Raw genomic sequence first — 13,092 nt, 5'->3', positions numbered from 1 at the left:
GCGGGCTTACTGCGCGGGCTTGGCGGCAGGAGCGGGAGTGGCGCTGGTGTCGCCCTTGTTCCCGTTATCCGACGCATTGGCATTGTCCGCAGGGATGCTCACCTTGGCGCCGGGGCGCAGATGATTGGTGCCATCGGTCACCACGCGCTCGCCCAGCTTGAGCCCGGTCTTGATGACCGTCACGTCATTGCTGGCAATGCCGGTCGTGACGTTGCGGACCTCAACCGTGTTGTCGTCTTTAACGACATAGACGAACTGGCCGTCCGGGCCAGTCTGGAGCGCGTTGGACGAGAGCAGGATGACGTTATGCAGCGTGTCGACCAGCAGACGGGCATTGACGAACTGGTTCGGAAACAGGTGCTCGTCTTCATTGCTGAAGATGGCGCGCATACGCACCGTGCCTGTGGCCGTATCGATCTGGCTGTCCAGCGCCTTGACGGTGCCGGAGGCGATCTTGTTCAGGTTCGCGCTATCCCACGCATCGACAGGAAGCTGGCCCACAGCGCGCAGCCTGTCCATGACCTGCGGCAACTGGTCCTGCGGCAGGGTGAAGATCACGGAGATCGGCTGCATCTGCGTGAGGATGGTCAGACCGCCTGACTGTCCCGCCGTGAAGTAATTGCCCATATCGACAGCGCGGATGCCGACACGACCATCAACAGGCGCAATGATGTGACAGTAATACAGGTTCAGGCGGGCATTATCGACATTGGCCTGGTCGAGCTTGACGGTGCCCTCAAGCTGCTGGACCTTGTACTGCGCATCGATGGCCGTCATGGCGGCGATCGAGTTCTGCTTAATCAGCTTGTCGTAACGTCCGGCATTGATGCGAGCATCGGCCAGCTGGGCCTGATCCTGCTTCAGCGTACCAAGCTGCTGTTCCAGCGCTACCTGATAGGGGCGCGGATCGATCAGTACCAGCTCGTCACCAGCCTTGACATGTTGCCCTTCCTTGAAGGCCACATTCATGATGTAGCCGCTTACGCGGGCCTGCACGGTCACGTTGGTGATCGGCACGACGGTACCGAGCTCCGTCAGGATCTCCGGCATGTCACCTGTTTTGACCACAGCCACGGCGACAGGTGTCGCCTCGCTGCTGCCCTGTGCGGTGGCACCGGCGCGGTGGCTGCCGCGACTGGCATGGCGTGTACCTGAATGGGGGCGCAGGAAGGCGACGGCAAGAAGCAGGACAATCAGACCGCCGATAATGAAAAGCAGGCGCCACTTGCGCCGGGGTTTTGCCGGCGCGGACGAGGCGGAAGGGTGGGGCGCAGCATGGCGCGCAGGCTGGGTCCGGTCAGGGCCCGTCTGATCAGTCATCTCTTCTCGTCTTCCATCACCCAAACCAAAGGCGAACAGATGCGCCTACTGGTGTTTGAGACATACGTTATTTGAGGCCGCCGTAACATGACGTCAGCTAAATTCTAGTTCAAACTCGAAACAATTCACAATATCCCGTGTTACATGGGGTCGGCCGTGATGATAGATTAAGACTTAAACGGTGAGGAAACCGTTTTGCTCATGCGCCGTTCGTCCTAAAGTCACGGAAGTTTCAAGTTGCGTTAAGTGAAAGGATTATGACAATGGCCGATGCAGTGGAAAAAAAGGGAGAAGGCCTTCTGGATGAAGCCAAGGGCCGCCTGAAGGACGCCGCTGGTGGTCTCACTGGTGATGCCAAGCTGCAGGCGGAAGGGAAGGTCGATCAGCTCTCTGGCATGGCCCAGCAGGAGTTCGCTGATCTGTATGACGACGCCGAGACCACGCTGGAAAAGGCAACTGCCTTCGTGCAGGACCGTCCGCTGATCTCGCTCAGCGTCGCCATTCTGGTCGGCACCATTCTGGGTGCCATCTTCTTTGGGCGCTCCAAGAAGAAATAACGTTCAGGGCGCTGCCTGAAATTGGAAAGGGAGATCGCAGCAATGTGGTCTCCCTTTTGTCATTTTGAGGGTAAAAACGATTCGTTCACGCATTGCAGGGGTTTACAGCGCGATTCGGGTGATTCAAAAGCGATTCGCAGGACTGTGCGACTCGGGCAGTCTATCTCGTTTCAAGCTGCCAGGGATCATGTGACTGCACCATGCCGGACTACACTCTCGAACTTGCCAATGGGGCACCGAAGAAGAGGGTCGCTGGCCTGGACGAGGTGGGCCGTGGCCCACTTGCCGGACCTGTCATCGCGGCAGCACTCGTGTTTCTTGAGCCGCCAGAAGCGGCGCTTTCTGCGCTGATCGATGATTCAAAGAAGCTGAGCGCCCGTCGTCGCGAAGCAGCGTATGCGGCGCTGATCGAACACCCCTCAGTCCGGATCGGGCTTGGTGCGGCATCGGTAGCTGAAATCGAGCAGATCAATATCGGCAAAGCCTGTCACCTTGCCATGCAGCGCGCGCTGGCGCATCTCGGTGCTACCCCGGACCTTGCTCTTGTCGATGGTAATCGCCTGCCTAAACTGGGTTGCCCTGCCATCACTGTCATTGGCGGCGACCGCAAGAGCCTTTCCATTGCCGGAGCATCGATCATCGCCAAGGTCAAGCGAGATCGCCTCATGGCTCGCCTCTCGGAACGCCACAATGCTTATGGCTGGGAGAAAAACGCTGGCTATGGCACGGCTGTCCATATGGCCGGTCTGCGCGAAGCTGGCGTTACGCCGCATCACCGACGCGATTTTGCCCCTATACGTGCCCATATTGCGGGTGCCACCCTTTCGGCCGGAGCCATCTAATGCAGGATTTTCCTCTTGATCAGATCCTGTGTGGCGAGTGCATCGACACGATGCGTGGCCTGCCTGATGCCAGCATTGACTGCATCTTTGCCGATCCGCCGTATAACCTGCAGCTGCGCGGCGAACTGCGCCGCCCGGACGAAAGCGTGGTCGACGGTGTTGACGATGCCTGGGACAAATTTGCCGATTACGCGACCTACGACAACTTTACGCGTGAATGGCTGACCGAAGCCCGTCGCTTGCTGACAAAGGACGGAACGATCTGGGTAATCGGGTCCTATCACAACGTGTTCCGGCTAGGCGCGATCATGCAGGATCTGGGGTTCTGGATCCTGAACGACATTGTCTGGCGCAAGGCCAATCCGATGCCCAATTTCAGGGGGCGTCGTTTCACCAATGCCCACGAGACCCTGATCTGGGCCGCGCGCGGGCCTGAAAGCAAATATCGCTTCAATTATCAGGCCATGAAGGCGCTGAATGATGACATGCAGATGCGAAGCGACTGGTATCTGCCGCTCTGCACCGGCAATGAGCGCCTGCGCAACGCGCACGGGCTGAAGCTTCACCCGACCCAGAAGCCGGAAAGCCTGCTTCATCGCGTCCTGATTGCATCCACCATCGTGGATGACATTGTTCTTGATCCGTTCTCAGGTAGCGGGACAACGGCGGCGATGGCAAAGCGCCTTGGGCGCCGGTTTGTCGGTATCGAGCGGCATCCCGACTATATCGAGGCGGCTCGTGCCCGTGTCGAGGCTGAGGTGCGTCTTTCCGACGAGCAGCTCGCGATCACTCCGGCCAAGCGTGAGATGCCGCGCGTGCCGTTCGGCAGTTTCGTCGAGCAGGGAGCCTTGCCCGCCGGGACCGAACTGTTCGATCGCCAGCGTCGTGTCAGCGCGATTGTCATGCCCGATGGCAGCCTCGTTTCCGGCTCGCATCGCGGCTCCATTCACAAGATGGGCGCCTTGCTGACCAACGCCCCGTCCTGCAACGGCTGGACGTTCTGGTATTTTGAACGCCAGGGCGAAGTGCTTCAGATTGATATCCTGCGCACCGAAATGGCGCAGACGCCCCTGCGTAACGTCGGCTAGGTCCGCCCGTCCTGCCGTAAGGCTCTGCGTCCGTGGGGTCTGATTTGTAAAACTGGGCAAGATCAGGCTGCCCGGCACGCCGCTCGTGCTCATGGCATTGCGGCACACCCCAGGACTCGGAAGAGTGTCGCACCCTGATTGTGCAGACAGAACCAACATCAGGCCGGTGCAAGCCGGCGCTCGTGTATTCGTTGGTTTTATTGACAAATTATGTCGCGTTACTGTGACTTTGCATCTGTAACATGCTGGCGCGTTTATAGATCAGGCTCGCGGGCAAGCGTCTTTGGAGCGCAATGCCGATCCATCAGGGAGGGTGTGCGCGTTTTCCGTCCTGCGAGTATCCGCTGAAGATGATGAGGCAGATATCGATCATGGATACGACGACATCCCGCGCAGATACCCAGGGCACTGGCACTGGCACTGGCACTGACACGGGCAAAGGGTCGAGAGAGAGCAGGCCATTGTGGCTCGACCCGACGCTGGACCCTGATACGCGCGCCCGTGCGGCCACCAAAGCCATGAGCCATGCGCAAAAGATGTCATGGATGGCCGGCCCGATGGCAATCCCGATTGGCGATGAGAGCAAACCCGAAGGCGCTATCGGTTCTGCCGGTTATTTTCCGGCGATGCCAGAGCTGGGTATTCCGGCGCAGCAGCAGAGCGATGCAAGCCTGGGCATAGGCAACCTCAATAATGTCCGCCCCAATGACAACGCCACGGCGCTGCCATCGTCCCTCATGCTCGGTGCCTCTTTTGACCCTGAGCTTGCCCGCGAGACGGGCCGCGTGGTTGGGTGCGAAGGACGCGCGAAGGGGTTCAATGTCGTGCTCGGTGGGGGTGCCAATCTCGTGCGCGAACCACGCGGGGGGCGCATTTTCGAATATATATCTGAAGATCCCCTGCTGACCGGTCAGATCGCGGGTGCGTCCATTGAGGGAATCCAGTCACAGAAGGTGGTCTCGACCATCAAGCATTATGCGATCAACCCCGAGGAAACCGGTCGGGTGATGATCAGCTCGGATATCGATGAGGCAGCCCTGCGGGAGAGCGACCTTCTGGCGTTCGAGATTGCCATCGAGATCGGCAGCCCAGGCGCCGTCATGCCTGGCTATAATCTCGTCAACGGCCATTGGGCGTCAGAAAATACCTTTTTGCTCAGCGAGGTGCTGCGTCGGGACTGGGGCTATCGTGGCTGGGTCATGTCGGACTGGGGAGCCACCCACACCACCGTCAAGGCCATTACGGCAGGGCTCGATGTGCAATCCGGCGCCAATATTGACCCCAAGCCGTTCTTTGGTGCGCTGCTGGACGAGGCAATAACCTCTGGTGAGGTGCCACAGGCGCGTCTTGATCAGTCAATCCAGAGACAGCTGCGCAGTCTCTTCGCCGTGGGAGCCATTGACGATCCTGCCGAGCCGGGTGGGAACATCGATTTTGAGGCGCATAAACGGATCGCCCAGCGTGCCGCCGAGGGCGGTATTGTCCTGCTGCGCAACGAAAACGCGCTATTGCCGCTCAGGGCTACGGCTCAGAATATTCTGCTGATCGGTGCCCGCGCTGATCAGGGTGTTCTTTCAGGAGGTGGTTCGTCCTCGGTCACACCGAAGGGCAGCCTGCAGATGGAGGGCGCGACTTTTGCCGGTGTGCCGCTGGAAAAAGTCTATCATCCTTCCTCTCCCATGCGGGCCATCGCCGCTGCAGCGCCGCAGGCGCATCTGGGTTGTGATGACGGTCAGGATATCGACCGTGCGGCCGGTCTGGCAGCGGCAGCGGATATCGTGGTCATTTTCGCGGAGCTGTGGCGCACCGAAGGGCAGGATGTGCAGGGGCTTTCGCTGCCCGGTGAGCAGGAACGCCTGATCGAGCGTGTGGCGGCGGCCAATGCCCACACGGTCGTGGTGCTTGAAACCGGCGGCCCGGTTCTTATGCCCTGGCGTGATAAGGTGCCTGCTATCCTGCACGCATTCTACGCAGGGTCTGGCGGGGGAGAGGCAATGGCGTCCATCCTGTTCGGGCGCGTCAGTCCCTCGGGACGTCTGCCCTTCACCATTCCCCTGAGTGAGAGCGATCTGCCGCGCCCCGGACAGATCGATCCGCAGACGGTCATCTCCAATCCCGGTGAGCCCGTGGACAAACCGATTGTGCATCGCGACTACGCGATTGAGGGTGCCGATACAGGATATCGCTGGTTCTCACGGACCGGGAAGCCTGTCGCATATCCCTTCGGGTTTGGCCTGAGCTATACGCATTTCGACCACGGTGATGTGACGATCAACCCGCAGGCACTCGTGGCGCGCTTGCCCGTCACCAATACCGGGCCCGTCTCCGGGGCAGAAGTCGTGCAGATCTATGCCACCCTCGAAGATGATCCCTCGTTCCAGCCCCGCCTTGTGGGATTTGCCAAGATCATGCTCGCACCGGGCGAGACGGAGGAGGTGCAGGTGTCGCTGGAACCGCGTCTGCTGGCGCGGGTCGAGGGAGAGAACTGGGTGCGCAAGGCGGGGCGCTATCGTTTCGATCTGCGTCGTGACGCGATGACCCCGATTGCCGGACAAAGCCTGACGCTCGATGAATGGGTCCGTCCCTTGCGCCATGAGGCGGCGATTGATTGATGCTCAGGCGCGGGTGAGGGTGGGAGCCGGATGAGATATCCGGCTTTGTTTCCCTGCTGGCATGAGGGTAGTCGCAAAAAAAAGCGTATCGGGAGACCGATACGCTTTTTGCAGTTCGTACGCTCGACCAGAGGATCGTCTGGTGCAGAGGCTCGTCGAGGCGGGGGCAGGAAGCTTTCAGCGACCGCCGAAGCCGAGGAACCCGATATCCGGCTGGGCCTGGCCTCCGGAAACATCGAAACGCGGCTTGGTGGATGCGGCCACAGCCGAGGTCCCCTTGCGACCCTTGCCCTTGATGGTCAGGTGCCCGTTGCCCTTGGCATCGGTTTCGATCTGCGAGTGGGTCGTTTCTGCAGCGAATCGGCTGTCATCGCCATAGGTCCGCATCGACAGCAGCAGAAACATGATATCCTTGCGGTTGAGGTCGATCGCCATGTCCAGCGGAGTCTGGAACAGGACGTTCTTGGCATTCATGTCCGCACCGCGGTTGAGAGCTTCCTTCGCCGCATTGAGCGAGCCGCGATTGATGGCATCGAACAGGGCGTCGGTCGGGTTCAGGTCCGCATTGGCGTGGCCCGCATCTGATTCCTGTGAGTCAGCGCCAGGCAGGGCGGAAGGCGGCGCTGCCGCCTTGGCGGCCCGACGGGCCTCAGCCTTCTTCTGCGCCTCTTCGGCCTCCTGTTCCGCTTCTGCATCGTCGGCAGACTGCGCATGCGCAGCATGCCAGGGAACGAAGAGGACTGGCGTTGCCGCAAGGGCAGCCGTCAGCATCAGGGGAAAGAATCGTGGGACATTCATGTGACGTCTCGAGTGGCGCATGAGTTGACTATATGTGATCGTTAACAAGCTGGCGACTCCCTATCAGCGGCGAAGCCGCCCTTCGCGCCACCAGCCCAGAAAAAGAAGTGCCAGAACTCCGCCCAGCACGAGCCAGGAAGGCGCAATCTCGGTCATACGGCTCGACGAGGCAACAGGCACCATCTGGCGTGGAAAACCGATCCACCCCGCGCCAGACATGGCTGCATCGTGACTGGTATCGGCAATCTGCCTGATCGCAGGGGTGGCGGTATCAGGGCCAAGCCAGAGGACAGCTCCATGTGACTCTTTCGCCAGAGGCGAGAGGCGCAGGGCAGTGGCGCGCAGATCGGTATCCTCGATCGGGTTGCGGCTGGCCTGCGCCGCAAAGGCGGTGAGACCATCCTGCCGGATGGTCCAGAGCCCATCCTGATCCGTGACGGGATAACGGGCCTCGAATACGCCATTGCCCGACGGCTTGAGCATCAGGGGGAAGGTGCGCCCATCGGGTGCCGTGATCATGGCAGGCCCCGACAGATGCTCGCTGTCACTGTGACGTTCGACGTGCAGGCTATCCTCGCCAATTGTCGCACGCAGCTGGTTCTCTTCCAGGTCCGGCTCCTTCATGAGCCAGTGCGACAGACGTTTGAGCAATTCCGCCTGCGGGCCGCCGCCGCCCTCGCCGCGTGACCAGAGCCAGAGCTGATCGGAAAGCAGCAGCGCCACGCGCCCTTTCTGTACCGTATCGAGCACCAGAAGTGGCTGTTGCTCCGGCCCGGTCAGCAGGGGGGTGCCCTTGACGCGATCGGAGGCCAGCGCCCGATACCAGGGTCCCCAATTGGTCGACAGGCCCGCCGTCACCGGGTGGCGCTTGCCCGATGGCGTGAGCTGCGGAACGAAACGCTCCCTGATCACACCATCACCAGGCACATGGGCAGGCAGGATATCGGCAAGAGGCGTGTCCTGAAGTGTGCCGTCCTCGGTGAATTCCGGTCCGGCAGTCAGCAGCAATCCGCCGCCCTCGCGCACGTAATCCGCAATATTGGCAAGATAATCCTGCGGCAGGATTCCGGCATTGTGGAACCCGTCCAGAATGATCAGGTCGAACTGCTTGATACGGTCCTGAAACAGCTCCTTGATAGGGAACGGAATCAGGGCGAGATCGGAAAGCGGAGTGCCGTCATCCTTGTCGGGCGGACGCAGAATGGTGAAGTGCACCAGATCGACCGAGGGATCGGCCTTCAGCAGCCTGCGCCAGACACGCTCACCCTGATTGGGCGTTCCTGAAACCAGAAGCACCTTCAACCGGTCGCGCACGCCATTGATGCGCACGATGGTGCTGTTGTTGCGTGTACTGACCTCCCCGGCCAATGGCGAGGCATCGAGGGTAACCAGTGTCTCGCCGGGGTGCCGCACGGCCACGGTAATATTGATGGGTTCGCCCGACAGGGCGTCGATATGGCGGGGCGACTCATCACCCTGATGTACGGTGAGGGTGACAGGCTGCCTGCCTGTTACACCGAGATCATCCACAACGACGCGCAGCTGCGCCTCCTTGCCGACAAGGGCATAGGGGGGGGCCTGCAATACGCGCAGGCGCCGATCCGTTTCCTCGCCCTTGCCCGTGAGCAGGACGTGGAGCGGCAGGGTCTTGCCATCGCGCGTGAAAAGCGGAGGCAGTGCTGACGGGATGTCATGCACCATGCCGTCAGTGACCATGATGGCACCGCTGAATCGTCCCGGTGGTAGATCGGCATGGGCAATGGCATCGAAAAGGCGTGTGCCATGGTCTGAACCGCCCGATACATCGACAACATGCAGCGTCAGGCCGGGAATGTCGTGGGCTGCCTGTTGCAGTGCGCGGGCAGCCTTGTCCGCGCTGTCAACGCGGCCATGCAGGGCCATGGACGGCGAATGATCCACCACCAGCATCACATCCTGCGGGGCAGCCTCGAAAAATGGCCGGCTCAGCCGTGGGCCGCTCAGCCAGAACAGCACAAGGAGAAGCGCGAGCAGGCGTGGCACACTGCCCGGTGCGCCACGAAAAAGCGCATAGGCACCGACCACCACAACCAGCGCGGCAGAACCTGTCAGCAGCCAGAAAGGCAGGAGCGGCATGAAGGTGAGATGGATCATTGCTCCATCCTCTTCAGGAGTTCGGGCACGCGCATCTGGTCGGCCTTGTAATTGCCGGTCAGGGCATAGAGCAGCAGATTGACGCCAAAGCGATAGGCCTGTGTGCGCTGCTCGTCACCACCGGGGATCACGGCGTAGGGGGTGTTGCCCTGGGCATCCATCGCCCAGGCATGAGCCCAGTCACCGGCACCGATAATAATGGGGCTGACATCGTCATTGCTGTCATCGCCGCTGCGGGCCACCCAAACAGGAAGGCCCTGAACGCGACCGGGAAAATCGTGCAGCAGGTAAAAGCTGTGGGCAAGGACGTGATGATCATCGAGCTTTGACAGCGGCGGTACCACCAGACCTGCTGTGGCGCGCCGCAGGGCCGAGCGCATCTGCCCTTCATCCTGCGTGGAAAGATCGGAGCCCGTGCCCTGTGTGTCGAGCATGAGAATACCGCCATGCGCCATGAAGCTGTTGAGGGCCGCAGAACGTCTGGAGTCCTCCTGCACATCGTCGGTGATGGGCCAATAGATCAGGGGGTAATAGGCAAGATCGTCCTTGCCGGGGACCAGCCCGTCTGGATGGCCCATCACGGCGGATGAGCGATCGGACGCGTAGTTGGACAGGCCTTGCAGACCCTCACGGGAGGCCTCGTCGATATCGTCATGACCCGTCAGCACATAGCCAAGCCGTGTTTCAAGCGCGGCACCGGGAACGACGCCGTGGGTTACCCCGGCATGTTTCGGGCTCTCGTCATCTTCCTGCGCGGTCGCCGGAGAGGCATACACAGTGCTGAGCAGGATCAGTGCTGACAGGGTGATCCCTGCGCCTTTCGCGCCAGTGCGGTTTCTGCTTCCGGCATGGCCCTGACCCTGACTCTGGCCGCCCCCCAACAGCCCACGCAGCCACAATGCCACAAGGCAGTCAGCCAACAGCATCACCAGAGCCATGCCCAGAAGCCACGGCGCAAGAGGCCGGTCGGGCGAGACATGGTCGGGCGTCAGGCTGCGCCCCATCAGAGGCGCTGCTGCGATCGGGGGCAGATGATCGCCCAGATTGAAGGCCCGTCGCGACAGATGCGGACCATAGTAACCAGGCGGGTGCTGGGCGTCGGGTTGCGTTGTGGCAAGTGTGCCCACGTCGAGGGGGCGGGCGGCTTCGGGCGGCGGAACAAGCTGGCCATTGGCATCGAGCATGGTGAATGGAACAAGCTGGCGCAGGGCCGTCTCGTTCTGCTGGCCGAGCGAGCGCCCAACCAGACGTTCAAGCATGGCAGGAAACAGGCCAGACAGTGGTAGGCTCGACCAGTCTGCGGTGCCGGTAACGTGGAACAGGACCAGCTCTCCCTGTCCGAAGGGGCTTGCCGTCACCAGAGGGGTTCCGTCACTCAGTCGGGCCCAGACATGCGCACCGAGATCGGCGGTGGGTTCAGCCAGAACCTGTCGTGTCACCGTCACCTCATGGGGCAGGGGCAAGCCCTCGAAGGGAGAATGCTCGGCAAAGGCGGCAAGTACCTGTGGCTTGCCCCACGACATCGGGCCGCCAAGCTGGCGCATGCCGCTCATGAGTGGCACCGGCAACAGGGTACGCGCCATATCATGCGCGCTGGCCTGTGCATCGGCCGCCAGAACGGGGCCGGCGAAACGGATCAGCACCCCACCATGACGAACCCATTCTGCCACACGCTGGCGTGTCTGCTCATCGGCGAGGGTGCCATCTGTCGCGATCAGTACCGAGAGCTTCCCTCGCAGCAGGTCATCAGCAGCGCCACGGTGCAATTCACCCACCTGGCTGATGGCCTGAGACAGAAAGAAGCCCTGTCCCGTCAGTGGGGTATCCTGCGTGCCGGGGGTGAGCAGACCGACCGGATGCCGGTGCTCGCCTGCATCGAGCAGGGCAATGGCGGCGGGACCGGGGAGAGGCGTTGCATCGCGTTCAAGCACGAAGCGGGCGGCGCGATTACGCAGAAGCGGGGGCAGAGGCAGGTTCAGCGGCGTGGTCTGACCGGAGGGCAGCGGGAAGATACCGAGCGTGCCACCATTTTCCGACCGTGCCCTGATTTGCAGTCCGCCCGATGCTGTAGCGGGGCAGGACAACCCGCTTGTGGTCGCGGTGAAATTATTGTCGGCAGCGCGATGAACGCTCAGCATCATCGTGTCGCAGCCCGGCCAGCGCATGTCACTCACCGTGCCATTGAAGCTGGCGAGCGCCCTCGCAAGGCTCGTATCGCCGCCTGTCGCCACGCCGTCCGAAATGAAGACCAGATCGGAAGGCGTCAGGGCAGGGCTGTGGCTCAGGGTATCGATCTGGCTCGCTGTGTGGCCATGATCCGTGGGCCATGAATGCGGGGCTAGGGCAAGAAGACGCTCCTCGAAACGCGGGCGATCGCGTGTGGTGAAGGGAGAAGGGGACGCACCATCAGGGTCGGGGGCAGTCAGAACCAGCGTGACGGCGTGTCCTGCGCGAAAGCTGCGCTCGGCCAGGCTGCGCGCTGCGCGAATGCGCTCCTGCCAATGCGGCACGGCGGCCCAGCCATTATCGAGCACCAGAACCAGATCATGCCCACCGCCAGCGCTGACCTCGCGCCCCAGCCAGACGGGCTGCGCCAGACCGAGGACAAGCAGGGCAACGGCGAGTAGGCGCAGCAGGAGCAACCAGAGCGGTGAACGCGCCGTATCGGTGTTTCTGGCTTGCAGGCGGCGCAGGATCTGGAGCGAGGGATAAGCCAGATCCTTCGGCGGCGGTGGGGTCGCCTTCACCAGCCAGTAAAGCAGGGGCAGAGCGATCAGCCCCGCCAGGGCAAGGGGGGTCAGGAAGATCATGGACGCAGGCTTCCCCCGCTCGTATGGCCCCCGCTCAACCTTGCATGCAGGCCCAGAAGGGCGGGCATGAGCGGCTGGTCCGTATGATGAAGGGTAAAGCCGGCGCGATGCGCCTCGGCCAGGGTCGCCAGCTGATCGAGATGGGCCTGCATGGCACGTTCATAGGGCTCCGCCAGAGTTTGGACCGCTGGCAGAACAAGCTGTCCCTCATCCTCAAGGCTGTCAAAGCTGATCCGTCCCGCGTAAGGCAGGCTTCGCTCGGCGGGGTCGAGGATGCAGAGAAGCTCCGTACGGGCTGGTCGGGCTGCAATATCGCGCAGGATCCGGTCCAGGGTTTCGGGGGGCATCAGGAAATCACTGACCAGAACGAGCTGCCCATAGGCGCGCAGCGTGTCGAGCTGGGGCAGGGGCGTCGAGGCGGCAAACGCCAGATTCTGCCCGAGGCGGGAGAGGGAGTGAGGCCCACTGACGGAGCGACCTTGTTCTGGCCCATTGAGCAGCGTCACGCGCTCGCCACCATGCAGCGCGGCGGAGGCCAGCGCCAGAGTGGCAAGCTGGGCCTGCGTGGTCTTGAGCGGCAATTCGGGGCGTGAGCGCCAGTTCATCGAGGGCGAAGGGTCGCACCAGAGGGAGAGGATCTGCGCCCCTTCGGCCTCACGCTCACGGACCCAGAGCTGGTCGCTGCGGGCGGACTGACGCCAGTCGATACGATGCGCCGGTTCATGGTCATGGGCCGGGCGGTATTGCCAGAAATCTTCACCTGCGCCAGCGCGGTGCTGATGATGCACGCCAGCACGCAACTGCCGCCCAATGCGCTCTGCCTCGATGACCAGAGACGGGAGGAGGGCTTCCGCCTCCGGGTATGACCCGGCCTGCGCAGCGGGAGATGGCTTTGCCTCGCTACGCCGCCATTTGCCGAAGAAACCGCTCAC

9 protein-coding genes are annotated in these 13,092 nt (G+C 61.9%); 4 read left to right on the top strand and 5 right to left on the bottom strand.

All coding sequences use genetic code 11. From position 1 onward, the window contains the following. Window positions 1–6 precede the first annotated feature (6 nt). Window positions 7–1,320: an efflux RND transporter periplasmic adaptor subunit gene (locus tag ACWNRM_RS07885; protein ID WP_485170292.1), complete on the bottom strand. Its 1,314-nt coding sequence runs from the start codon at window positions 1,318–1,320 to the stop codon at window positions 7–9. Between the two features lie 263 nt (window positions 1,321–1,583). Between ACWNRM_RS07885 and ACWNRM_RS07880 the strand changes: the two genes are divergently transcribed. The 4 genes from ACWNRM_RS07880 (at window position 1,584) to ACWNRM_RS07865 (ending at window position 6,419) form a co-directional block, all read left to right on the top strand. Then, window positions 1,584–1,877, top strand: coding sequence for a CsbD family protein (locus ACWNRM_RS07880; RefSeq protein ID WP_025840905.1), 294 nt, complete (start codon window positions 1,584–1,586; stop codon window positions 1,875–1,877). A gap of 200 nt (window positions 1,878–2,077) precedes the next feature. Continuing rightward, on the top strand, window positions 2,078–2,719 hold the full coding sequence (locus ACWNRM_RS07875; protein WP_485170291.1) for a ribonuclease HII: 642 nt from the start codon (window positions 2,078–2,080) through the stop codon (window positions 2,717–2,719). Then, entirely contained in the window at window positions 2,719–3,807 is a 1,089-nt protein-coding gene (locus ACWNRM_RS07870; protein ID WP_485170290.1) for a DNA methyltransferase, read from the top strand. The genes ACWNRM_RS07875 and ACWNRM_RS07870 overlap by 1 nt, the downstream gene beginning before the upstream one ends. A 371-nt stretch (window positions 3,808–4,178) precedes the next feature. Then, a complete protein-coding gene (locus ACWNRM_RS07865) occupies window positions 4,179–6,419 on the top strand; it encodes a beta-glucosidase (RefSeq protein WP_485170289.1) in 2,241 nt (746 codons plus the stop codon). A 177-nt stretch (window positions 6,420–6,596) separates the two neighbouring features. Here the strand turns inward: ACWNRM_RS07865 and ACWNRM_RS07860 are convergent, their stop codons facing one another. The 4 genes from ACWNRM_RS07860 to ACWNRM_RS07845 form a co-directional block, all read right to left on the bottom strand. Continuing rightward, complete coding sequence (locus tag ACWNRM_RS07860; protein WP_485170345.1) at window positions 6,597–7,190, bottom strand: ankyrin repeat domain-containing protein; 594 nt, start codon at window positions 7,188–7,190, stop codon at window positions 6,597–6,599. 90 nt (window positions 7,191–7,280) lie between these two features. After that, a complete protein-coding gene (locus ACWNRM_RS07855; protein ID WP_485170288.1) occupies window positions 7,281–9,350 on the bottom strand; it encodes a glutamine amidotransferase in 2,070 nt (689 codons plus the stop codon). Beyond that, window positions 9,347–12,160 carry a DUF4159 domain-containing protein gene (locus tag ACWNRM_RS07850; protein WP_485170287.1) on the bottom strand — a complete coding sequence of 938 codons (2,814 nt, stop codon included), beginning with the start codon at window positions 12,158–12,160 and terminating at the stop codon, window positions 9,347–9,349. The genes ACWNRM_RS07855 and ACWNRM_RS07850 overlap by 4 nt, the downstream gene beginning before the upstream one ends. Continuing rightward, a complete protein-coding gene (locus tag ACWNRM_RS07845; protein WP_485170286.1) occupies window positions 12,157–13,092 on the bottom strand; it encodes a DUF58 domain-containing protein in 936 nt (311 codons plus the stop codon). Before ACWNRM_RS07845 ends, ACWNRM_RS07850 begins: the two co-directional genes overlap by 4 nt.

Source organism: Asaia sp. A2 (genome assembly GCF_057319415.1).
Note: the sequence above shows the minus strand (reverse complement) of the source record. Positions and strands in the feature narration are given on the sequence as shown.

Bases quoted from the DNA above. Each gene is read 5' to 3' on its own strand.
- ACWNRM_RS07885 (WP_485170292.1), bottom strand. From the start codon at position 1,320: ATGACTGATCAGACGGGCCCTGACCGGACCCAGCCTGCGCGCCATGCT.
- ACWNRM_RS07880 (WP_025840905.1), top strand. From the start codon at position 1,584: ATGGCCGATGCAGTGGAAAAAAAGGGAGAAGGCCTTCTGGATGAAGCC.
- ACWNRM_RS07875 (WP_485170291.1), top strand. From the start codon at position 2,078: ATGCCGGACTACACTCTCGAACTTGCCAATGGGGCACCGAAGAAGAGG.
- ACWNRM_RS07870 (WP_485170290.1), top strand. From the start codon at position 2,719: ATGCAGGATTTTCCTCTTGATCAGATCCTGTGTGGCGAGTGCATCGAC.
- ACWNRM_RS07865 (WP_485170289.1), top strand. From the start codon at position 4,179: ATGGATACGACGACATCCCGCGCAGATACCCAGGGCACTGGCACTGGC.
- ACWNRM_RS07860 (WP_485170345.1), bottom strand. From the start codon at position 7,190: ATGCTGACGGCTGCCCTTGCGGCAACGCCAGTCCTCTTCGTTCCCTGG.
- ACWNRM_RS07855 (WP_485170288.1), bottom strand. From the start codon at position 9,350: ATGATCCATCTCACCTTCATGCCGCTCCTGCCTTTCTGGCTGCTGACA.
- ACWNRM_RS07850 (WP_485170287.1), bottom strand. From the start codon at position 12,160: ATGATCTTCCTGACCCCCCTTGCCCTGGCGGGGCTGATCGCTCTGCCC.